The 22,861-nt window shown below is 38.4% G+C and carries 19 protein-coding genes and 1 pseudogene; 13 read left to right on the forward strand and 7 right to left on the reverse strand.

What is annotated here, in order from left to right:
- Positions 1-1,305, forward strand: coding sequence for a UDP-N-acetylglucosamine 1-carboxyvinyltransferase (locus tag ACSAJE_RS09290; RefSeq protein ID WP_118691128.1), 1,305 nt, complete (start codon positions 1-3; stop codon positions 1,303-1,305).
- A gap of 136 nt (positions 1,306-1,441) precedes the next feature.
- On the opposite strand, the gene ACSAJE_RS09295 is transcribed toward ACSAJE_RS09290, so the two are convergent.
- Positions 1,442-2,356 (reverse strand): HD-GYP domain-containing protein, encoded by a 915-nt coding sequence (locus ACSAJE_RS09295; RefSeq protein ID WP_182448309.1) that lies wholly within the window; start codon positions 2,354-2,356, stop codon positions 1,442-1,444.
- A gap of 228 nt (positions 2,357-2,584) precedes the next feature.
- Between ACSAJE_RS09295 and tmk the strand changes: the two genes are divergently transcribed.
- The 7 genes and pseudogenes from tmk to ACSAJE_RS09330 all read left to right on the forward strand — a co-directional run bounded on the left by tmk (position 2,585) and on the right by ACSAJE_RS09330 (position 8,197).
- Positions 2,585-3,211 (forward strand): dTMP kinase, encoded by a 627-nt coding sequence (tmk, locus tag ACSAJE_RS09300; RefSeq protein WP_118691126.1) that lies wholly within the window; start codon positions 2,585-2,587, stop codon positions 3,209-3,211.
- 24 nt (positions 3,212-3,235) lie between these two features.
- Positions 3,236-3,676, forward strand: coding sequence for a YaaR family protein (locus ACSAJE_RS09305; RefSeq protein WP_022024734.1), 441 nt, complete (start codon positions 3,236-3,238; stop codon positions 3,674-3,676).
- Positions 3,677-3,707: 31 nt separating this feature from the next.
- Positions 3,708-4,703: a DNA polymerase III subunit delta' gene (gene holB, locus ACSAJE_RS09310; protein WP_022024733.1), complete on the forward strand. Its 996-nt coding sequence runs from the start codon at positions 3,708-3,710 to the stop codon at positions 4,701-4,703.
- 34 nt (positions 4,704-4,737) lie between these two features.
- A pseudogene (locus ACSAJE_RS09315) lies at positions 4,738-5,664 on the forward strand (PSP1 domain-containing protein); the annotation flags it as partial.
- A gap of 337 nt (positions 5,665-6,001) precedes the next feature.
- The gene (locus ACSAJE_RS09320; RefSeq protein WP_118691124.1) at positions 6,002-6,757 is read left to right on the forward strand and encodes a tRNA1(Val) (adenine(37)-N6)-methyltransferase; all 756 of its coding nucleotides are present in this window, start codon (positions 6,002-6,004) and stop codon (positions 6,755-6,757) included.
- Between the two features lie 24 nt (positions 6,758-6,781).
- Positions 6,782-7,630 (forward strand): 16S rRNA (cytidine(1402)-2'-O)-methyltransferase, encoded by an 849-nt coding sequence (gene rsmI / locus ACSAJE_RS09325; RefSeq protein ID WP_022024731.1) that lies wholly within the window; start codon positions 6,782-6,784, stop codon positions 7,628-7,630.
- Positions 7,631-7,699: 69 nt separating this feature from the next.
- Positions 7,700-8,197 carry a hypothetical protein gene (locus ACSAJE_RS09330; protein ID WP_118691122.1) on the forward strand — a complete coding sequence of 166 codons (498 nt, stop codon included), beginning with the start codon at positions 7,700-7,702 and terminating at the stop codon, positions 8,195-8,197.
- Positions 8,198-8,199: 2 nt separating this feature from the next.
- On the opposite strand, the gene ACSAJE_RS09335 is transcribed toward ACSAJE_RS09330, so the two are convergent.
- Positions 8,200-8,541: a hypothetical protein gene (locus tag ACSAJE_RS09335; protein ID WP_022024729.1), complete on the reverse strand. Its 342-nt coding sequence runs from the start codon at positions 8,539-8,541 to the stop codon at positions 8,200-8,202.
- Positions 8,542-8,815: 274 nt separating this feature from the next.
- Between ACSAJE_RS09335 and ACSAJE_RS09340 the strand changes: the two genes are divergently transcribed.
- From ACSAJE_RS09340 to ACSAJE_RS09355, 4 genes are all read left to right on the forward strand, one after another.
- Positions 8,816-11,332, forward strand: a complete 2,517-nt coding sequence (locus ACSAJE_RS09340; protein WP_458008912.1) for a hypothetical protein — start codon at positions 8,816-8,818, stop codon at positions 11,330-11,332.
- Positions 11,333-11,734: 402 nt separating this feature from the next.
- Positions 11,735-12,721 carry a hypothetical protein gene (locus ACSAJE_RS09345; RefSeq protein WP_458008913.1) on the forward strand — a complete coding sequence of 329 codons (987 nt, stop codon included), beginning with the start codon at positions 11,735-11,737 and terminating at the stop codon, positions 12,719-12,721.
- 155 nt (positions 12,722-12,876) lie between these two features.
- A complete protein-coding gene (locus tag ACSAJE_RS09350; RefSeq protein WP_118691119.1) occupies positions 12,877-14,475 on the forward strand; it encodes a protein kinase in 1,599 nt (532 codons plus the stop codon).
- Between the two features lie 154 nt (positions 14,476-14,629).
- A complete protein-coding gene (locus tag ACSAJE_RS09355) occupies positions 14,630-16,960 on the forward strand; it encodes a hypothetical protein (protein WP_118691118.1) in 2,331 nt (776 codons plus the stop codon).
- Positions 16,961-17,083: 123 nt separating this feature from the next.
- On the opposite strand, the gene ACSAJE_RS09360 is transcribed toward ACSAJE_RS09355, so the two are convergent.
- A complete protein-coding gene (locus ACSAJE_RS09360) occupies positions 17,084-18,385 on the reverse strand; it encodes a thymidine phosphorylase (protein ID WP_118691117.1) in 1,302 nt (433 codons plus the stop codon).
- A 280-nt stretch (positions 18,386-18,665) separates the two neighbouring features.
- Entirely contained in the window at positions 18,666-19,082 is a 417-nt protein-coding gene (cdd, locus tag ACSAJE_RS09365; protein WP_458008914.1) for a cytidine deaminase, read from the reverse strand.
- Positions 19,083-19,429: 347 nt separating this feature from the next.
- Here cdd and ACSAJE_RS09370 point away from each other — a divergent pair, with 347 nt between their 5' ends.
- Entirely contained in the window at positions 19,430-20,446 is a 1,017-nt protein-coding gene (locus tag ACSAJE_RS09370) for a glycosyltransferase family 2 protein (RefSeq protein WP_458008915.1), read from the forward strand.
- 94 nt (positions 20,447-20,540) lie between these two features.
- Here the strand turns inward: ACSAJE_RS09370 and ACSAJE_RS09375 are convergent, their stop codons facing one another.
- The 3 genes from ACSAJE_RS09375 to ACSAJE_RS09385 all read right to left on the reverse strand — a co-directional run bounded on the left by ACSAJE_RS09375 (position 20,541) and on the right by ACSAJE_RS09385 (position 22,852).
- Complete coding sequence (locus tag ACSAJE_RS09375) at positions 20,541-21,062, reverse strand: DUF4446 family protein (RefSeq protein ID WP_118691114.1); 522 nt, start codon at positions 21,060-21,062, stop codon at positions 20,541-20,543.
- 14 nt (positions 21,063-21,076) lie between these two features.
- Entirely contained in the window at positions 21,077-21,982 is a 906-nt protein-coding gene (locus tag ACSAJE_RS09380) for a ParB/RepB/Spo0J family partition protein (RefSeq protein WP_458010064.1), read from the reverse strand.
- A 96-nt stretch (positions 21,983-22,078) separates the two neighbouring features.
- On the reverse strand, positions 22,079-22,852 hold the full coding sequence (locus ACSAJE_RS09385) for a ParA family protein (protein ID WP_022024104.1): 774 nt from the start codon (positions 22,850-22,852) through the stop codon (positions 22,079-22,081).
- Positions 22,853-22,861: the final 9 nt, after the last annotated feature.

Genomic DNA, 22,861 nt, shown 5'->3' on the forward strand with positions numbered 1-22,861 from the left:
ATGGAAAATCAGTATATAATCAAAGGAGGAACACCATTAAATGGTGAGGTGACGATCGGCGGTGCCAAAAATGCTGCGTTAGGCATCTTAGCTGCTGCTATTATGGCAGATGAAACCGTTGTCATCGATAATCTTCCGAATGTTAGAGATATTAATGTTTTGTTAACAGCAATTGAGAGCATCGGCGCTACTGTAAAGCGTATCGGTCCTCATGTAGTATCTATTAATGGCAGCACGATCAATGATATGACCATTGATTATGACTCCATCCGCAAGATCCGTGCATCTTATTATCTGCTTGGCGCACTGCTTGGCAAATACAAGAAGGCGCAGGTTGCTTTGCCGGGTGGCTGTGAGATCGGAAGCCGTCCGATTGACCTTCATTTGAAGGGATTTCGCGCACTGGGTGCTACCGTTAGTATTGAACACGGTATGATCAATACCTCGGCCGACGAATTAGTAGGAAACCATATCTTTATGGATACTGTTTCTGTTGGTGCTACGATCAACATTATGCTGGCTGCCTGTATGGCAGAGGGCAAAACAGTTATTGAAAATGCTGCTAAAGAACCACATATCGTTGACGTAGCCAACTTCTTAAACAGTATGGGTGCCAATATCAAAGGTGCCGGTACTGACAAGATCCGTATGACTGGTGTAACATCGCTGCATGCGAGCGAATATTCCATTATTCCGGATCAGATCGAGGCAGGTACATTTATGGTTGCCGCTGCCGCAACACGCGGTGATGTTTTAATTAAAAATGTAATTCCTAAGCATTTAGAGGCAATTTCTGTAAAACTGATGGAAATTGGTGCTACTGTTGAGGAATTTGATGACGCTATCCGTGTTACAAGTGATCATCGTTTAGGACACACCCAGATAAAGACACTACCTTATCCGGGATTTCCTACCGATATGCAGCCACAGATCGCAACATTATTGGCTTTGTCCGATGGAACAAGCATTGTAACTGAGAGCATTTTTGAGAATCGTTTCAAATATGTGGATGAATTATCGCGTATGGGTGCTTCCATCAAGGTTGAGGGTGGCAATGTTGCAATCATAGAAGGTGTGGAAGGCTTTACCGGCGCTGCTATTAGCGCACCGGATCTTCGTGCCGGTGCTGCACTGGTCGTTGCAGCGTTAGTAGCAGAAGGCTACTCTACCGTAGACTGTATCCATTACATTGAACGTGGTTATGAATGCTTTGAAGATAAATTGGCCGCTTTAGGTGGATATATTGAAAAAATTCCTGTTGACGATGAACGTGCAGTTCAGAAGTTTAAGCTCAAAGTAGGTTGATTGAATTTCATTTTCTCTATAAAAAGGATGTCGTCTGATAATAAAAGACGGCATCCTTTTTTATTTCGTTCTAATTTACATTCCTTGCTTTAGCAGTCGATCTGTGACTGCTATCTGAAAATATCTTAATATAAAATTATAACATCATTTGTATCGTCACGTCGGACATTTCGCGTAGATCCAACACTTTCCCACTGACACATACGGAGGGTCGCGCCAATTCATCCGCATGCATTGCAACAATCGTGCCCTTTTCCCCATCAGAAAGCACTACCTCGCATCCAATAAAGGACTTTACAATCCCCTCTAAAAACGGATGCAGATACTTTGGATCAAAACGCTTGTCCCCATCCTGTTCTACAACCATGTTGATCACCTCAAACGGACACAATGCCCCACGATAAACCCTCGCAGAAGTCAGTGCATCATATACATCGGCAATTGCCACGATCTTCGCAAACTCATCAATCTGATCTCCCCGCAAGCCATCCGGATAACCACTTCCATCACAACGCTCATGATGCATCAACGCAACTTTTTTAATCCTCTCATCCAACTTCATTGGTTTCAATAGATTATAGCCGCGTCTCGGATGATTCTTAATTTCTGTATATTCCTCTTCCGTCAAAATGCCGGGCTTTTTGATGATCTCTTCCGGTATTTTCATCTTGCCAACATCATGCAGTAATCCCGCTAACGTCAACACATCCAGATCATCCTGTGGCATATTGATCCAATGCCCAAACATGTTGCATAATATTGCCACATTCAGACTATGAATAAAAGTTGCATCATCATATTTGCGGATCTTATGCATCATATGAAATGTCCGAATCGGATTTTCGCTCATAACTATGATCTCTTTCGTCTGATTCAGCAATTCATTACTACTCAGATCCCCATCTGCATTCGTGATAAACATAGAAAGCGAATCTTCCAGCGTCTTTGCTGACTGGATCACATTTTCATTAAATTTATTATAACTTATGGATTTCCTAAGCAGATCAGCAATAACCTGCATATCATCCGGTAAATTGGTAGATCTTTTCATTTTCACTCCATTCCACGATGCCACCCTGTGAACACTCGTGGCTCCCATCTATCTTCTACTATTTGCGATTTTCATTATAATCTATATCATATTATAAAGTCAACGCCCCTCAGCTTGCAATGAAGCGTAAAAAAGAGTAAAATAATATGGATATTGGGTTCTTATATCAGAACTCCATGATCACAACAAAAGCCATGCTTTCTTGCATGAGCAGAAACGAGGATTATCATGAATAAGCGAGGACACTTTTTTGTATTTGAGGGTATCGACGGAAGTGGCAAAACAACGCAGATTCATCTATTACAGAAGCGCATTGAGCAACAGGGCGTTCGCTGTATGGAAACCAAGGAGCCGACTGATGGTCCCATTGGATCTCTCCTGCGCCAATGTTTGACAGGCCGCATGAATATCGATGAATACTCGATCTCCGCGATGTTTGCAGCTGATCGTCTTGATCATCTGCAGAATGAAACAGATGGCTTATGTCACAAGATCGAAGAAGGCATATCCGTCATCTCTGACCGCTATGTTTTCTCCAACTACGCTTACCAAAGTGTCTCCGTACCTTTAGAATGGCTTGTCCAATTAAATGCACAGGCAGCTAAGCTTCTGCGCCCGGACTGTCATATATTCATTGATGTAGATCCAACCACTGCTATGGAGCGCATGGCCGCAGGTCGTTTTCACACAGAACGCTACGAAACATCGGATCGCCTTACAAAAGTACGCGATAGGTATTTATCGTTGTTTGAGCAATTTCAAGACACCGAGCGTATTCTTATCGTTGACGGCAATCGTCCGGTAGATACTATTGCCAATGACATCTGGGCACAAGTATCGGCTTTGTACTCGTAGTGATCTAAGGCTTGGAGGATTCATATGGATTTAAAAATACATAATCTGCAGCAGATCAGTCAGCCGGAACGCATTACGCAGACTCCGGAAGCAGACGGCAGCTTTCGCTTTACCCTGCTAAGCAACATCGAGGAAAGCGAATTGCAGGCAGCCCTCTCCGGCATGATGGAAGAAATCACGCAGCAGGGTTACCGTCTTGGCAAACGCAGAGACATCCGCGATATGAAACAGTACCGCAAATTGATCCAGGAATTTATGAACGAGATCGTCAGCCATTCACACAAGTTCAGCCGTGAAAACTTTTTGGATAAACACGGAAGACACCGCGTATATGGCATTGTAAAGCAGGTCAATCAGGCACTGGATGAGCTCGCCGAAGAACTGATGAATGAAGAGCAGGATCACCTCGCCATTCTTAGTAAAATAGACGAGATACGCGGATTACTGCTGGACATTTTCACTTGATATTTCAACCACAACAGAAAGGATGACAGATATGATTCGTTTTAATGATATTATAGGACAGGAGCCAATTAAAAAGCATTTACAGACCGCATTGGCGCAAAATAATGTTTCTCATGCATACCTGTTTTGCGGCGATTCCGGTTCCGGACGGCATACCCTGGCAAAAGCCTTTGCCAGAGCATTGTTGTGTGAACAGCCAACTCCGGATCACGATGCCTGCGGGCACTGCAAATCATGTCTACAGGCTGCTTCTGCTAACCACCCGGATATCCGTGTCATTACACACGAAAAGTTCAACATCCGTGTTGATGAGATCCGCGAACAGCTCAACAACGACATTCAGATCAAACCGTATAGCAGCAAATATAAAGTATATATTATCCCGGACGCACACCGCATGAATGAACAGGCTCAAAATGCACTGCTTAAAACGTTGGAAGAACCTCCTGCTTACGCAGTGATCATTCTTTTGTCAGATAATGAATCTGCATTACTACCTACGATCGTATCCCGTTGCATCACATTGCAGATGAAGCCGGTTTCAGAAAAGGATATTGCTGACTATCTGGTACAGAAATTGCAGATGGAACAAGATGTCGCCGAAATCGCTGCAGGATTTTGCCAGGGCAATATCGGTCAGGCGATCCGTTTTGCGCAGTCGGAAGATTTTCAGATCATGAAAAATCAGGTGATGCAATTGTTAAAACAGATCGATGATCTTCCATTATCTTCTATTATGGAGATCGTACACGGTTTTTCCAAAGAAAAGGGTAATTTTTACGATTACTTAGATCTGATGCTTCTGTGGTACCGTGATATTTTAATGTATAAGGCGACGAAAGACACAAATCTGCTCTTATATCGTGATGAATACAGCACGATCACGAAGCAGGCAAGCAAACGCAGCTATGAAGAATTAGAGCGTATTATCGAAGCGATCAATAAAGTAAAACTTCGTCTTGATGCAAATGTTAATTTTGAATTAGCCGTCGAATTGATGCTGCTTGTGATCAAAGAAACGTGTTAAATATAACAGACTAAAAGAAAGGCAAGACAATTCTATGATAAAAATTATTGGCGTTAAATTCCGTAAGCCCGGCAAGGTATACTACTTTGATCCAACCGGCTTTACGGTACAAAAAGGGGATCACGTCATTGTGGAAACAGCACGCGGTGTTGAATACGGTACTGTTGTTCTTGGTCCCAAGGAAGTAACCGATGATCAGGTCGTGCAGCCACTCAAGCCATTAATGCGCGTGGCAACCGAGGAAGATGCTGCCGTATGTGCTTCCAACGAAGAGAAAGAAAAAGATGCATTTCAAATCTGTCTGGAAAAGATCAAAAAACATGGTTTGGAAATGAAACTGATCGATTCGGAATATACCTTTGATCGCAATAAATTATTGTTTTATTTTACGGCGGATGGTCGTATTGATTTTCGCGAATTGGTAAAGGATCTTGCATCCGTTTTCCACACAAGAATCGAGCTTCGACAGATCGGCGTTCGCGACGAAACAAAAATGCTTGGCGGTATTGCTATATGTGGTCGACCGCTTTGCTGTCACTCTTATCTGTCCGACTTTGTGCCGGTTTCTATCAAGATGGCAAAAGAGCAAAACTTATCCCTCAACCCGGCTAAGATTTCGGGCGTATGCGGACGTTTGATGTGCTGTCTGAAAAACGAGCAGGAAGCTTATGAACATCTCAATCGTTCCCTGCCTCATATCGGAACAAAAACTACAACTCCGGAAGGCTATCCCGGTGAAGTTCAAAGTGTCAGCGTACTGCGCCAGCTTGTAAAAGTTGTCTTTACAAATGACAATGGTGAAAAAGAGGTCCGCGAATATCCGGTCGCTGAATTACAGTTTGACCAAAAGAAAAACTTTGGCAAAAACATTCCGCAGCAGACTCTTCCGGATGAAAAGTTGGATGAAGAGGAGCTGATCGCTCTGGAAGAACTTTCTCAGGAAGAAGAATTGATCGATGAGGAAGATAAACCGGAGCAGGCGAAACGCAATCGTAATAATCGATCAAACAACCGTCGACGTAGTTCCGGTAACCGCCGTAACGAATATCCAAACAACCGTGAACGTGGCAGCAACAATAATCGCGAACGTAACGGCAATAGCAATCGCGATCACGGTGGCAGCAATAACCGCGAATCTAATAATCGTGACCACAATAATAACGGCGGCCGCGGCAATCGTAACAATAACCGTGGTGACAAAAATAATAACGATCATCGCCGTGACGAGCATGGTGGCAATGATCGTACACGCAAATATCACAACCGCAAACCACGCAGAGAATCAAGAGAACACAAAGATGCAGAATAAAGATTGTCTCCTACGAGAGGGCGAACGACTGGATGATCTGCAGTGTCAAGGATTACAAATAATACAGCATCCCGGTAAATTCTGTTTTGGTATGGATGCTGTATTATTAAGTTCTTTTGCTGCACTGCGAAACAAAGATACCGTCATGGATTTATGTACCGGTACCGGAATCTTGCCTATTTTGCTGTCAGCCAAAACAAAAGCTGACCACATTGATGCTTTAGAAGTTCAAAAAGAAAGTGCTGAAATGGCGCGCAGAAGCATTATTTTGAACGAATTATCGAATAGGATCACCATTTACGAAGGTGATGTCAAAACCGCTTCTGATCAATTTGGCAAAAATTGCTACGATGCTGTCACCGTCAATCCGCCGTATATGAATCAGGGACATGGTCTCAAAAATCCCAATATGCCAATGGCGATTGCCAGACATGAGATACTATGCACCTTAGAGGATGTCATACGCGAAAGCGCAAATCTTCTCAAACCAAAAGGGCGTTTTTACATGGTTCACCGCCCATTTCGGCTTGCAGAAATCTTTGTTATCATGAATAGCTATCGATTAGAACCAAAACGAATGCAGCTGGTGTACCCTTTTGCGGACAAGGAACCAAACATGGTGCTTATCGAAGGCGTGAAAGACGGAAATCCGATGTTAAAGATCACGCCGCCTTTGATCGTATACCGCCCTGATGGAACATATACCGACGAGCTGCTTGCATTATATGGCATGACAAGAAAATAATTATAAGAATAAAAGAGGTTCATTATGTCAGGTACTTTATATTTATGTGCTACTCCAATCGGCAACTTAGAAGACATTACCTTACGTGTTCTTCGCACCTTGCAGGAAGTAGATGTTATTGCGGCAGAAGATACACGCAATACGATCAAATTATTAAATCATTTTGAAATAAAAACTCCAATGACAAGCTATCATGAGTACAACAAAGTGGACAAAGCCGCCTATCTTGTTGAACAGCTTGCTAACGGCAAAAATATTGCCTTAGTTACCGATGCGGGTACTCCTGCCATTTCGGATCCCGGAGAAGAACTGGTCAAACAGGCTTATGCTGCGGGAATTCCCGTCACCTCTCTCCCCGGAGCCTGTGCGTGCGTTACTGCACTCACTCTGTCCGGTTTATCGACCAGACGTTTTGCATTTGAAGCCTTTCTGCCATCTGACAAAAAATTACGCCGTAAAATTTTGGATTCTTTGTGTACCGAAACACGGACAGTAATAATTTATGAAGCACCACATCACTTACGTGCAACTCTTCAGGAATTATTCGCCGCTCTCGGAGACCGCAGACTGACTATCTGTCGTGAATTGACAAAAATTCACGAAAGTGCAATGCAATTTACACTGTCAGAAGCGATTTATTATTATGAGCAAAACGCACCAAAAGGTGAATATGTTCTCGTCATCGAAGGACGCAATATGGCAGATCTCGAGCAGGAATCACGTGATGCCTGGGCACAACTTTCCGTTGACGAACATATGCAGCACTATTTATCCGAGGGAATGGATCGCAAAGATGCTATGAAACAAGTAGCCAAAGACCGCGGTGTCCCAAAAAGGGAAATTTATCAACAATTATTAAATAAAGACACTTAAGTATATATTCTGTAAAAACGGGAAACATGATAAAGTAACAAATGTTATTTTAAAGGAGGTTACTTTATCATGTATGACAAAAAACATCGAATACGAAATTCATATATATTAATCAGCTTGCTTGCAGGTGTCTGTTGGATACTCGCTTTAACTGCCATCTTGTTTCAGTTATCTGATACTTCTGCAAACGCAGGATCTGCGGTCCCCGCCTATTCATCCCACTCCCCTGTATACTCTAATACCAATTTCCGCTTAAACGCTGTTTCAGAACACACTTATGAACTAACCCCGAAAGACTCTGTCAAAACAAATAATAAGCTCAATAATTCTGACGCATTCCCAGAAGGTTCCCAGGTTAGATCCTATTTTGCTACTCTGCTTCATGATCCCTCACTTCAATTAGTTTCCTCCCACATAGAAACCAATTATGCAGACTATTATCTGTATAGCACAAAGCTAAATAAACTTGGCTTTCCTGCGTCTTCTTTTGGTCAGAATCTGCATATTGCTGTCACAAAAAACGGACACATATACCTTGCATCACCACAGATCGATTATGACTTTTAATCTTAGTGCAGAATACGTTTTTTATGGCAATCACGACGATTTCTTCTGCATCTCATCTCCTTACACAACATGACCTGTACCAATGCATTGTAATATGGATCGTTACACCGTTCTCCACAGATTTTTTGCACCATTCGCCCTATTATTATGCGATCAGGATAGCAGTCAAACATTGGACTTCCATCATATTCCATCTGATCACACATTTCCATTACTTCTAATTGTATCTTTTTGGCTTCCATCGGCATTAAGTACTGATCATCCCATTCTTTTTGTTCTTCTGTTACCTCCGTAAATTCCAGTGGAAATGTCATCATCGTTCCTTTTCCATATTTATGCAGCATAAAATCGATTCTCCTAAATCATTCTTTGCTAGTTATCCTATGCACATTTTTCGTAAATCGTGATAAGTTATGCACATTTTTTGAGTGATCTACATACATTTTCACAATATTTACTTGTTTATGATCCCCAAAATTTAAGAATATGTTCATTGCCTTTTATGGACAAACATCTTATACTATTGTAGTGAATATTTTTTGAAAATGAATTTCAGTTAAGAAAATTGAGTGTGATAGGAACTTTTCCTTATAACATTCAATCTTGAGGAGGATACCATTGAAACATTTATATAAATTTATTGCTTTAGTATTTATTTTTATGATAGGGATTGCTTTTTTCAGCAAAAGTATTCCATCGATTTCCGTAAGTACAACGACTGCAAGCAGCATTCAGGATTCTACATTTCCTATGGTTTATCTGCAGGTAGGAGAATCGTTTATCAATCCACTGCACGGATACAGCAGCGAACTTAACAGCAGCACAGTTCGAGAATCCATCACACCACTGGACACCGGCAAAACTTTTGCCGTGAATATCGCCGAAAACGATTCTAAGATCAAGAAACTTTCTTATGAATTGCGCGATATTGCCAATAATAAATCCATTGAAACCGGAGATATTACTGCCTTTGACAAAAACAAAAAATATAAAGTTGCTACCGTCCACTTAAAAGAGGCAATGGACACGAGTACTGAGTATGGATTCTGCATGACACTTATAACCAATTATAGCAAAAAGATTCATTTTTATACTCGTATAAAATATTATGACAATGACTTTTTCCTGTCCAAAAAATTGGACTTTGTAGCGAAATTTCATGCAGCAACTTTTGACCAGGGTAAGTCTCTGGATCTTTCGCAGTATTTAGAGAGTGGCACAAACGATGATTCTTCTTATGAATCCGTTGATATTCATTCCAGCCGCAAGCTTATCACTTGGGGAAAATTAAAACCTAGAAAATTAACGGATGTTGTGCCTACTGTCAAAGAGCTCAACATTGAAACTGCTGCCATCTCTCAGACATACTTTGTGTCTGCCACAACAGCATCCGGTTCTGAGACGTATCAGGTGAAAGAATTTTATCGTGTGCGCTATTCCGGCGGGCGCATATATTTGTTATATTTCAAGCGAACTATGGAAGCAATTTTTGATCCTTCCCTGATTTCAATCAACAAAAGTGAGGTCAAAATTGGTATTTCTTCCGCTGAAGATCTGGATATTACTTCCAGCGACTCCAATAAAAAATTCGCTTTTGTTCGCAATGGCTCTTTGTGGTATTACGATCTCAAAAAAAATGAGCTGAATAATGTATTTAGTTTTGAAACCGGCAACAATGATTATATCCGCGAATACTACGACCAGCATAATATTCGCATACTAAACTTAGACGATGATGGAAATATCAGCTTTGTCGTTTATGGCTATATGAACTGTGGTGATTATGAAGGCCGAGTTGGTATCCTCCTCTATGATTACAGCGTTGCTGATAACCAGATTACCGAGCGTGTATATCTGCCTCTCACCACGACTTACGAGCAGCTTAAAGAAGACTTTGGTGATTTTTGTTATATTAACAACAAAAACATCTTTTACTTCTCGTTACAGGACACGGTATATGCGTATAACATATCATCCAAGCGATATGATATCCTTACACAAAATGCCTCAGCTGATAATTTCTTAATGTTGGAACAGGCTCACTGCTTTATCTGGTCCAATGCATCGGCAAACGGTAACGCAAGCAAGCTGACTATTCTTGACCTTAATTCCTCCAAAGAATTAACGTTAAAGGCTCCTTCCGGCCAAAGTCTGGTTGCCCTTGGAACTATAGACTCTAACGTTGTATATGGATTTGTACGCAACAAAGATATTCACGAATCAACGACCGGTGATATTATTCGTCCCGCTTACAAGCTTGTTATTTCCGACTGTACAGGAAACATTTTACGCGAATACAATACCCGAAATACCTATGTAACAAATGCTGTAGTCGATGGAAATGTCATCCGACTAAAACGACTGAAACGTGTTTCCGGTGCCTGGAAAAAGGCATCTGATGATAGTATCATGAACCAGAAAAATACAGCTGCGCAGGCGATCAAGCTAACTACGCGTATTACCGATAAAGCATTGACCGAAAAATATATTTCCCTGCCAGCCGGTTATGTGATGCAGTCTCTTCCAAAAACTCACGCAACAAAGAGTGTAATGATCACGGAAGATACTACTTTTCATCTTAAAGAAGAAGATACAAACGCCACTAAGAAATACTATATTTACGCATATGGCGGAATTACCGGATCCTATGGCGATGCTTCTAAAGCGATCACTCTCGCTGATGAACAGATGGGCGTTGTTATGGATAGTGATTCTCATATCATCTGGGAACGTGGCGGTAAATTTTTAAGCAAAGAAATTGCCGGAATCACATATCCATCCGGTAATATTTCTACAATAAAAGCAAGCACGCAAATGTTATTGCAAGCCGCTCAAGTAACTACAACAGTCTCCGAGTTAAAAGGATCAACCATTATGAAAATGCTGCGATCCCATCTCGACACTCCGGTAAATCTCACCGGATGTACTGTCGATGAAATACTCTATTTTGTCAGCAGTGAAAAACCTGTCATTGCGATGGAAAGCAGCGGACACGCCGTCCTTATCATCGGCTATGATTCTTCCTCCGTTACTTGGATGGATCCTGCCACACACAGAAAACGCAAAGTATCATTAAATCAGGCAGAGCACATGTTTAAGCAGGCAGGATATGTATTTGTCAGCTATGTCGATTGATATCGAAATCTAAATTGATCTATAATTTCCAAAAGCTCTACGCAGATTTTGCGTAGAGCTTTTTAACTCAAACCTTACTCATTAAAAACTGCTATCGGGTCACATATTACTTACTAATGCTTCCCATACCTAAAGTTACTGTTCTAACCACATATTGTGTATTAGGTCAAGAACAAAGAGTCGCTTGCGACTCTTTCGCGCTCGAGCGGTGCTGTTTGCAGTCACAGCATAGTGATTACTACGCTAATGCGGAAAAAATTTAATATAATATTTTTTGTGTATTTAAACAAACATATGTTGCATTTTTTGTAATGTTTGTCAATAGACAACTTCTTATTATTTTATTACAATACTCATTACTCACAGATTTATGTTAACTTGCATTACAAGAAAGGAGTCTCTATGCAGTATATACAACAACTATTGTCTCGAATCAACCTTCTATATCTTTGTCCCTTTGTTCAAAAGATATTGCACCTCTCGCTCATACTCTGCCTTGTGGCACTTACTCCGATGTCTGCCTATGCAGCCGGTGACTCTCTCACTTCTTCTATTTCTCTTTCATTCAATAGCACAAAGAAGTTTCAGTTAGAAGCCTATGAACATTTTTATGCCTATTACACCGTGCCGTCCTCTTACTCCCGCACCAAAAATACGCTTTCTGTTACAGTTAGTAATCTCTCTAATTTTTCCATCTCCGTCATGAATAGCGACGGATCCTCTATATCCACCACAAGAAAGAAAAATATCTTATATTTCAAAAACAATGCTTTTATTGCAGAAAACCGCTATTTTATAAAAATTCATAATCAGCGTAATATACGTTCTGCCGGCTCTATTAATATTCGATACACCACCGATACAACTGCTTCTCCCAAAACAAGCCACAAAGACGCCACCAATATTGCGTCCTCTCACAAGCGACATCAGCAAAAAAGCACTAAGAGCTCTTCTTCCTGGAATGCCAGCCGACAGAAAACCACTAAGAGCTCTTCTTCCCGGAATGCCAGCCGACAGAAAACCGCTAATAACTCTTCTTCCCGGAATGCCAGCTGGCAGAAAGCCACTAAGAGCTCTTCTTCCCGGAAAGGAAAAACGGCTGCTACGAATAATGCGTCCACCTCTTCCAAAAAATATATATCTTCCGGCACCACTCTTTCCCCTGTTACTCCAGCCATACACTATATTCGGCTCAAGAAAGGAACTTCTATCGCATTAGCAGAAAGAATATACACAACCGTCCCAAATCATCCCATTTCGTTTACACCCTCTTCCTCGTCTCTTCATATCACCGACGGTATCGTGTATGCAACCTCTGCCGGATTGTTTTATATTATTATTCAAGATGGATCTTATTCTTCTTCATGTACCGTAAAGGTTGATCCTTGAACTGTTACTGCCATAAGGTTACGTATTCCTCTTCCTAACTCAAACTTCGAATGTGCGAAGTTTGAATTCCTAGGAAATAACAATAGATGGCTAAAACCTTTTCCATAACATGATAACTATGTGATCAAATAATAACTCAAAAAGGAGCACTTGATATGATACACTTCAAACTCGATTCCAACTGGAAAATATTATCTGTAATACGTTGTTCTAATAGTCATGCAACGCTGTCCGTGCAGCATATTTACTCTGGAGAAATTAAAGTTTTATCCATATATGCCAAAGAACACTTTCAACACAAACTTTATTTTGACATATCCCACATTAAGCACAGACATCTATTGCCAATATCACAAATACAGTTAAAGCATGGATGGCGTCTTGTCTATTTTCCAATGCTCACGCCTCTTAAAGACTATATTCGTTCAAATGCACTTTCCTTGTCGGATATCCTATCATTAGCTCACCAACTATGCTCTGCATTGGAAATTCTCCACCAGCATAATATATTACACTTGGATGTGTCTCCGGATAATATCTTTGTGGATTATGATGGTTCTTTTGTATTAGGTGATTATTCCTCGTCCAGATATGTTTTTCAAAACAATTGGGATAATTATTTCACGCCACATTTTGCACCTCCTGAATATCAGCTTTTCAAGCCATCCATTCAATCGGATTTGTACAGCTTTGCCGTTCTTCTATTTGGTTTGCTTCACAATGGAATGATTCCGGATAATATTGCCTCTTTATCTCTCTCCGATTACGCTGATTATCAGAAAAAGATGGAAACTCATGGAATTTCGTATCCAATGGAATTATATTCTTGTTTTCAAAAAGCACTTCACACCGATGTTCATCAACGTTATCACGATGTTACTAGTTTTGTAGATAATTTAGAACAATTATTGCATCCTCTATTGGCACTTTCCTCCTATCATCTCCAATTAATTAAAGTTACGGAACCATTCTTCAATATTCGCACCACATCTCTAGCCAAGTCGTCCTTAAAGGATGCCAATTGTCCCAAAAACACAGCTAATTCGCCATTTCATTTTGCGAAGCCACACATAACTCTCCCGATAAGGTTCGACTTTAATCGAAGGCAAAGACCGGTTCGATCACCTAAATTTCAATTTTTTAAATTTTCTTGTATTCACAAGATTCTAGGAATATCGATCTGTTGTGCTATTGTCCTATTATTTTTTGTCGGGAGCAGATTATTACATCCTTTTCGAAATCAAACCTCACAAAATACATATCCGGAATCCGAAACCGAACATAACTTTTCAGCAAAAACAGCATCCGGCCCTTCCATCGAAATTTTAGACATTAGTAATAAGCAAGCATCTACTATTGCTGAATTATGTAACGAACAGATGTTAGAGCAAAACTGGTCCATCCTCTACGGTGAAAATAACAGGTTTTCTTCAGTTGATGAACTCAGTGACTTTTCTAATACAAAGCAATTATTTCTTAGTGGAAATAAAATTTCATCCTTAGAACCATTAGAAAACCTCACCACCCTGGAAACTTTAATTATATCCGATAATAGTTGCACCGATCTTCTTCCGATCAGTAACTTAAAGCAACTGAAAGTTTTAGATTTGTCAGGCAACCAACAATTAGCATCCATTGATTGCCTTGCCTCTCTGACAAAACTTCGAATACTTATCCTTTCGGATACATCTGTCGACCCCGCAAGTATCAAAAAGTTACAAGTTTCTCTCCCCACCTGTAACATTATTTACTGACAATATCAATACCAAGCATTGTGCATACGCAAGCTGCCATTATCATCATTAGCACTTTGCATTTCATACGCAAGCTGCTATTTACCGTTATTATTAACACTGCGCACACTGAAACAGATTTTTCTGTATATAGTGTGCAGAATTGGAGGATCTTATGAACACACTATTCAAAAAAACAGGACGACTTTTTCTATTATCATTGCTGCTATTTTCTATTGCATTTCATAATAATGCTTCTGCACAGGCAAAGCAAAAAAAACCGCAGATCAAGTCATTTTCTAAAAAATTATTTGTTGGAAAATCTTATTATGTAAAAGTCAAAAATCGTCCCAAAAAATCGACATTATCTTATTCGTTAAGTAAAACATCTCGTGCCAAGATCAACAAAAAAACAGGGCAATTAACCACTCGTAAATCTGGCAAAATCACCATACGTGTACGCATTAAAATTAAAAACAGGAAATACAAATCACTCCATAAATCTGTCCAAATTTACGAACAGACTAAAACATCAAAAATTTCTGGCAAATTCTTGCCAAACGCCACTATTAAAACTCGTACAGCAATCAACCCATGGAATCACTCTATTGTGTTATACAGCAGTCGTATATTGTTGCAAAAAGAAGTAAGCAGTTCCAAAATCACTTTAACCGGAAAATCAAATTCCACCACACCTAAACTACAGGCACACTTCGATTCATTATCTTCTGATGGCAAAAAAATAACATATCAGCTTGACAAATATAGTGAAGAAAAATTATGTCCCGGAAATGGTTCAGCAAACGGTGTTTATAAAATTACCGCACCTTTTCTTTCTAAGCCTCTTTCCATAAACTATAAAGAACGTCTAACTCCAAACAAAGTACAGGGATTTGTTTTTGATAGTGAGCAACGTCCTATTTTTGGTACAACAGTATCTCTTTGCTCAATCAACGATCAAAATAGAATCACGAAAAATATATCCTCTGCAAAAACTGATAAAAATGGTCATTACTGTATTTCCGACATTCACTCCGGACAATACATCATCGCTTTTCAAAAGGACGAATATATTACTTCCTATTCTCAAAAATTTAATCTTTCACAAACTGTTTTATGTCAAAACATTACTCTAAAAAAGAAGCAACTTCGTCTTTCCTGCAAAATAGCTAATGCTAAACAAAATATGAAAGGTGTTTCTGTTTCTCTGAAAGATGAATCTAACACTGTCTTGACCTCTGGTCTGACAGACAGTAACGGCATGATCACGTTCTCTTATAACACGAATATTTCTCGTAAAAACTATACCAAAATCACGTATAAAGATACTATTAAAGAAAGTATTTATTGCAATAATACTTTGCCGGATGCCTACACATCATCGCAGATAAAACTTTCTTCTTACACCCCTAATAAATTATATTATTTGGAAGTTTCACCTGCTTCTCCTCTCTCCGATGATCGACTGTCATATAGTAATTACCAAACAATTTCCATTTCTTTCTGTCCTAATAATAGTACATCTGAACAATTATTTATAGACTGCAATTTATCAGAGATCCCCACCACAAAGATTAAATCGTTGTATGCAAATACGGACACAATATCTTCTTATATAAACACTGATTCTACAATAAATAACTCACAGGGAAGCTTTCGAACCTGTTTATATCAAGAGGATGGCTGTCAGATTACATCAACAACTATCCCCTTTGTCAATCTATCATTTTCCTCTCATCAAGTACAATTGACCAATGCACTAAATTCCTTTTTTACTACCTATAATATCTGTCTGCCGGATGGAAAATACTATATTTCCATTCAGCCGCTTAATGAGGATCATTCTCCCATAGCAACAGCATTTCTATCAAAGATCTCTATTACCAATAATACTATTTGTCCTACCTCTGCCTTTTTTCAAAAGGGTGTTTCGAAAACAGCAATATTGTATGGTAATTTTACGAACAAGGTCTATTCCTCTCTTCCTTATACACTGTACCAAAAACAGGACAATAAATGGTTTGCACTTACCTCGCTCCAAAGTTCTTCATTTGAACATATTTCCGATCAATCTTATCGTTCCTCCATATCACTTCCTGTCCTAGAAATCGGACAGCAATACAAATTGTGCTCTAGAAATCCCTACATCGATTTTGTTGATTCTGCCGAGATTAATACAACATGGAATTTCAATAATACTACTTCCAATCTGCAATTTAAGTGCCAAGAAGTATTAGCATCCTCCCATACTGCAACACTACACCACCACAATATAAAACAAATTATGATTGCAGAAAATGTATTGCTAAATGCGCAGAACAAGAAAGATTGTGTGTTTGTTGATTACGATAAGAATGGAACTATTATATCCGCCTGTTATGTCAATTCCAATGAAGGACATTCTTTTTATGCAAGTTCACATAATATCTTTTTCTTTGATAAAATGGAAACCGGCAAATCCATAAAAACCACTCAGGCCTCTTATAAAAATACCAAGTTTTATTAATTTGGTTCTTACTTCTCACTAGCAGAGGACTTTTACCTCTTATATGCTAGTGTTACTCAATATAACCATCATCTAACGTCCCAATCTCATGCGGATCAGCCTTTTACCTCTTATATGCTTATGTTACTCAATATAACCAATAATTTCAGGTACTACTTGCGGTCTCTTGTCCACAATATCATAAATATCACTAATTTTTTGCACCCCTTGCTGCAGTTTTTCTTTCGAGGAACTATATGCTATTGCAACTATATCCCCTTGTTTCACAGCATCTCCTGTTTTTTTATTAAATTTGATGCCAGCCGTCATATCAATTGGATCATCCTTAACCTCTCTTCCTGCTCCAAGCAAAACTGCAGCTTTTCCGCATTCTTCCGTATTCATTGTTCCAATATATCCGCTATTATTTGCTATTATCTCATGCTGATATATTGCTTTTTCAAATTGATCCGGATTTTCGATATAACTGCCGTCTCCTCCCTGTCTTTCTACCATAAGTTTTAATTTTTCAAGTGCAGATCCATCTGCAATAACTCGCTTTACTTTCTTCATACATTCTTCTTTTGTACCTATCTGTGCCAAATAAAGCATCGTCGATGCTATTTCAACAACTACCGCTATCAAATCTTCCGGACCTCTTCCCTTAAGAGTTTCGATTGCTTCAACTACTTCTAAGTTATTTCCAACCATTTTTCCTAACGGTACATCCATATTTGTCAAAATTGCAACCGTCTTCTTCCCGGCCCCATTTCCAATCGCAACCATTTTTTCAGCCAATTGCACTGCATTTTCTTTATCCTTCATAAAAGCACCACTACCTACAGTAACATCTAAAACAATCTTATCGCTTCCGGCAGCCAGCTTCTTACTCATAATAGAAGATGCTATCAGCGGAATGCTGTCCACTGTAGCCGTCACATCCCTCAACGCATATAGCTTTTTGTCCGCTGGTGCAATATCTGCAGATTGCCCCATAACAGCCAATCCTATTTCATTCACCATATTAAAAAAATCTTCTTCCGCCAAAGCAGTTTTCAAGCCGGGAATTGCTTCTAACTTATCAATCGTTCCTCCCGTAAATCCTAACCCCCGACCACTCATTTTAGCAACTTTTCCACCACACGCTGCAACAATTGGAGCAACAACTAAAGTAACTTTATCACCAACTCCCCCAGTACTATGCTTGTCCACTTTTACTCCCATAATACTTGATAAATCCACAATTTCACCGGATTTTGTCATACAATTTGTCAACGCCAAAAGTTCACGATCTGTCATCCCCTGAAAGTAAACTGCCATCAACCAAGCCGATATTTGATAATCAGGAATTTCATTATTTACATATCCATTGATCAAATACTCAATTTCTGTTTGGTTAAGCTCCAAACCCCTTTTTTTCTTATCAATAATTTCATACACATTCATATTTTTTCTCCTCTCTTTTCATCATCTCTCTGCGTTTCCTGTAAAACCTGTTTTTCTATCTTGTCCTACTCTTGCGCAATATTATTTGTTTTGCTTAATATCACTTTGCTTTTCTATTCAGCTTTCTGTATTTCACTCAGGTTTTTCCATTCAGCTTTCTGTGTTTCATACAGTTTTTTTCTATTCGGCTTTCTGTGTTTCACTCAAGTTTTTTCTATATTATACACATTTTTTTCAGCGTTACATACTATAGAATTTACCGGATATCCTTTTGCTTACACTATTTTATATTTTCTGGCCCAAATCCTTTTGGCAGCAAATCCCTTAATAAGTATGTGATATCATTTTCACCATCTCCTAAAATTATCTCAAAATGATCCGGATCACAGAATTCCATCATGACCTGCAGACAAATTCCACAAGGTGGACATATTTGAAGTGCTCCATTTCGTTGTCCTCCCGCAATAGCAATTCTTGAAAAATGAGTTATTCCATCACTTACTGCTTTGAAAAAAGCTGTTCTCTCTGCACAATTGGTTGCTCCATAACTGGAGTTTTCAATGTTACACCCGGTAATATATTTTCCATCCGTACATTCTAAACATGCACCTACACAAAAATTCGAATAAGGTGCATATGATTTTTTTCTCATTTCTATTGCTATCTCCAGCATTTCTTTTGCTGTCTTTTTTACCATTGCTCTCCTCCTCATTTTTAATCAACAAATAATAAATTCTAGCTTACATCATTATTCTGCTTTTATTCTAATGTATCATATAATTTCCATTTTAACACTATTTTTATTATTTATAACTCAAACTTTCCATACCACAAATCCTCTACGACCGCATATCGCTTATTATGTCATAATAATTGCCGCAGAACGCAATGTTTTTGCGTGATTTCTTATTTTGTTAGAAAACTTTCAGAATTTTTTTCTTTAATAATGGGTATATTCATGTTATGATTTTACTATAGTATTGGAGAGAATTGTCGATTTTTGATAGTTCTTTCTCGTGTTTTGCATAAAGAAATGAGGTAACTATGAAATTATTAACCGTTACAATACCCTGCTACAATTCGCAGGATTACATGGCAAAGGCAATAGAGTCTGCCTTACTAGGTGGCGACGATGTTGAAATTTTAGTGATAGATGATGGATCTAAAGACGATACTCTATCTATTGCTCAACAATATGAATCCAAATATCCACATATCGTTCGTGCAATTCATAAAGAAAATGGTGGACATGGTTCTGCAGTCAATATGGGAATTGCAAACGCTACCGGACTTTATTTCAAGGTATTAGACAGCGATGATTGGTTTGACAAAACTGCTATGCTGAAGTTAATCAAATTTTTACGTCAGTCAGTAGTAGAATCTATGTCTTTGGACATGATCATTGCCAACTATGTTTATGAAAAACCAAGCGCCCACAAGCGAAAAGCCATCAATTATAATATGGCGATTCCTAAGAATAAGATCATCAGCTGGAGCGACGTAAAACATTTTCGTATGAGTCAAAACTTATTGATGCACTCGATAATCTACAAAACTAAGTTACTACGTGATTGTAACTTGCACCTTCCAGAACACACGTTCTATGTAGACAATATTTATGCATATACGCCTCTTCCATATGTTAAGAAGATGTATTATCTAAATATTGATCTTTATCGTTATTATATAGGTCGAGAAGGACAATCTGTTAATGAAGCAATTATGACCAAACGAATCGATCAGCAAATTAAAGTTACTAAATTGATGATTGATTCACAGGATTTAATGTCGATCCATGACAAGAAATTACGTAATTATATGATGAAATACCTTGCAATGATGATGATCGTCAGCTCTGCTTTATTAGTAAAATCTGGATCCCCGGATAACCTTAATAAAAGAGATGAACTTTGGCATTATTTAAAGGTCAAAAACAAGACAGTCTATCGTATTATTACACATCGCAAACTTGGACTTCCTCTTCAGTCTAAGAATAGAGCCGGTCGCAAGATTATTGTTTGGGGATATTATTTTTTCAACCGCATTTATAGTTTCAACTAGATTCTGAAGAGTAAAGCATTAAATATTATAGTATTAAATATCACAGGGTCCCTCATATTTGAGGAACCCTGTGATATAATCACAATATTTTATATTAGTCTTCTATTTTATGCAATGGCTTATTTGCTTTTGCCGCCTCTAAAGCTTGCTGTTCTTCTTCTGACAAAATCACAAATGCCTCTCCATTTACAACTTCTTTTGCATACGTATAGCATCCATCTTTTGTACTGTGCATCGAGTTTATAATAAAACCATTATTGTCCTCTGTCAGCAGTACCAATACAAAACTTAACTTTCCACCAATTTCCTTGAAAGCATCATACTTTACTAATCCAATTTTCTGGTATGCTGTAGTCAATTGATTTGTAATTTTTATTATATGTCCATTAATATTTTTAACATCATCCTGCAATTGATCAATCGCTTCAAACTTATCGGAAAATGCCTTTTCCAATGATCTGCCATTTTCTCCTTCCATAAACTGTTTATATTTTTTCCGTAGCAAATGGTTTCTTACCATCATTACAATTATCATGATCAATAGTAATAATACTACACCTGCTAAACCAATTACAACATATCCTATATCAATACCATATTGTTCAAATAAGTACATTTATTTTTCCTCCATTACTTTTGTGTGATAGCCTCAATAATTCTGTCAAAATCATCAGCAGAATAGTACTCGATTTCTATCTTTCCTTTTCCATTATTCTTTTGATTGATTTTGACTTTCGTACCAAGTTTATTTTTCAATTTTTCTTCATACTGCTCATAAATAATCTGTAATTGTTTATTTATTTCTACATCTTCTTTCTTGCTTGGCTTAGGTTCCTCTAACAATTTTTTGACCAGTTTTTCAGTTTCTCGAACTGTTAAATTTCCATCAAAAATTTGCAAAGCTGTTTCATATTGCAATTCTCCGTCTTTAATAGATAGCAATGCTCTGGCATGTCCGCTTTTTATCTTATCTTCAACAACCATTCTTCTTACACGCTCATCTAATTTTAAAAGGCGTAATGCATTCGTAATTGCAACTCGACTTTTTGAAACTTTATCAGCGACTTCATCTTGTTTTAGTTTATATTCACTTATCAATCTCTGATATGCTTCTGCTTCTTCAATGGGATTCAAATCCTCTCTCTGAATATTCTCAATCAGAGCAATTTCCATAATTTCTTGGTCGGTATAGTCCTTAACAATTGCAGGAACTTTTTTTAATCCTGCTAATCTTGCAGCTCTCCATCGTCTTTCACCAGCAATAATCTGATAAAAACCCTTTTTACCTTCTTGAACAATAATTGGTTCAATCAAACCATGCTGTTTTATAGAATCTGCTAACTCTTGTAATGCATCTTCATTAAATTCTTTTCTTGGCTGATTTTCATTTGGCTCGATCTTATTGATGTCAATTTCATTCGTTTCTTTTAAAACTTCTTTGACAACTTCTTTGACAACCTTCTTTTCGTCTTTACCTGTCGAATGTTTTACTTCCGGTATTAAAACATCAATTCCTTTTCCTAATCCTCTAGCCATTTTTTCTCCATTTCTGCACTCTCTAAAATTTCTTTTAATCTTCATGTCAAGAGTACTGTTCATAAAGATTTCTGCAAAATGTTTCACGTGAAACATTTACTCCTCTTCTTTTCCTCGATTTATAACCTCATCAGCCAGGCTTCTGTAACCATCTGCCCCCGCAGATTTTGGCTCATAAAGATTAATTGGAAGTCCATGACTTGGTGCTTCCGCTAATCTTACATTTCTTGGTATTATAGTTTTATAAATATTTTGATGAAGATTCTGTTTTACATTTTCAACTACCTGCAATGAAAGACAGGTTCTAGCATCATACATTGTAAAAACAACACCTTCTATTTCTAATTTATTATTAAGACGTTCCTTAACAAGCTCAATGGTATAGATTAGTTCGCTCAATCCTTCTAACGCATAATATTCACACTGGATTGGAACAAGAACCGTATCTGCTGTTGTCATTGCATTAACAGTAAGTGTATTTAAGGAAGGGGGACAATCAATAATCACAAAATCATAATTATCACGAACTTTATCAACTTCTTTTTTCAAAATAAATTCGCGATCTTCAACTCCAATTAATTCAATTTCAGCGCCTGCCAAACTACGTTCAGACGCAATTACAGAAAGGCCAGGGACAATTGAAGGAGTCATAGCCTCCCAAATTGTAGTTTCATTCGTCAACAATTGATAACTTGTATGTTCCACTGTTGATTTATCAATACCCAATCCACTAGTAGTATTTCCCTGCGGATCCATGTCAATTGTTAATACTCTCTTTCCTTTTTCTGCTAGACAAGCAGACAAATTAATTGCTGTCGTTGTTTTACCAACGCCACCTTTTTGATTTGATATTGCGATTACCCTTCCCATATATTCCTC

This window comes from Jutongia sp. SJQ-6, from assembly GCF_054161275.1.

Bases quoted from the DNA above. Each gene is read 5' to 3' on its own strand.
- ACSAJE_RS09290 (WP_118691128.1), top strand. From the start codon at position 1: ATGGAAAATCAGTATATAATCAAAGGAGGAACACCATTAAATGGTGAG.
- ACSAJE_RS09295 (WP_182448309.1), bottom strand. From the start codon at position 2,356: ATGAAAAGATCTACCAATTTACCGGATGATATGCAGGTTATTGCTGAT.
- tmk (WP_118691126.1), top strand. From the start codon at position 2,585: ATGAATAAGCGAGGACACTTTTTTGTATTTGAGGGTATCGACGGAAGT.
- ACSAJE_RS09305 (WP_022024734.1), top strand. From the start codon at position 3,236: ATGGATTTAAAAATACATAATCTGCAGCAGATCAGTCAGCCGGAACGC.
- holB (WP_022024733.1), top strand. From the start codon at position 3,708: ATGATTCGTTTTAATGATATTATAGGACAGGAGCCAATTAAAAAGCAT.
- ACSAJE_RS09320 (WP_118691124.1), top strand. From the start codon at position 6,002: ATGCAGAATAAAGATTGTCTCCTACGAGAGGGCGAACGACTGGATGAT.
- rsmI (WP_022024731.1), top strand. From the start codon at position 6,782: ATGTCAGGTACTTTATATTTATGTGCTACTCCAATCGGCAACTTAGAA.
- ACSAJE_RS09330 (WP_118691122.1), top strand. From the start codon at position 7,700: ATGTATGACAAAAAACATCGAATACGAAATTCATATATATTAATCAGC.
- ACSAJE_RS09335 (WP_022024729.1), bottom strand. From the start codon at position 8,541: ATGCTGCATAAATATGGAAAAGGAACGATGATGACATTTCCACTGGAA.
- ACSAJE_RS09345 (WP_458008913.1), top strand. From the start codon at position 11,735: ATGCAGTATATACAACAACTATTGTCTCGAATCAACCTTCTATATCTT.
- ACSAJE_RS09350 (WP_118691119.1), top strand. From the start codon at position 12,877: ATGATACACTTCAAACTCGATTCCAACTGGAAAATATTATCTGTAATA.
- ACSAJE_RS09355 (WP_118691118.1), top strand. From the start codon at position 14,630: ATGAACACACTATTCAAAAAAACAGGACGACTTTTTCTATTATCATTG.
- ACSAJE_RS09360 (WP_118691117.1), bottom strand. From the start codon at position 18,385: ATGAATGTGTATGAAATTATTGATAAGAAAAAAAGGGGTTTGGAGCTT.
- cdd (WP_458008914.1), bottom strand. From the start codon at position 19,082: ATGGTAAAAAAGACAGCAAAAGAAATGCTGGAGATAGCAATAGAAATG.
- ACSAJE_RS09370 (WP_458008915.1), top strand. From the start codon at position 19,430: ATGAAATTATTAACCGTTACAATACCCTGCTACAATTCGCAGGATTAC.
- ACSAJE_RS09375 (WP_118691114.1), bottom strand. From the start codon at position 21,062: ATGTACTTATTTGAACAATATGGTATTGATATAGGATATGTTGTAATT.
- ACSAJE_RS09380 (WP_458010064.1), bottom strand. From the start codon at position 21,982: ATGGCTAGAGGATTAGGAAAAGGAATTGATGTTTTAATACCGGAAGTA.
- ACSAJE_RS09385 (WP_022024104.1), bottom strand. From the start codon at position 22,852: ATGGGAAGGGTAATCGCAATATCAAATCAAAAAGGTGGCGTTGGTAAA.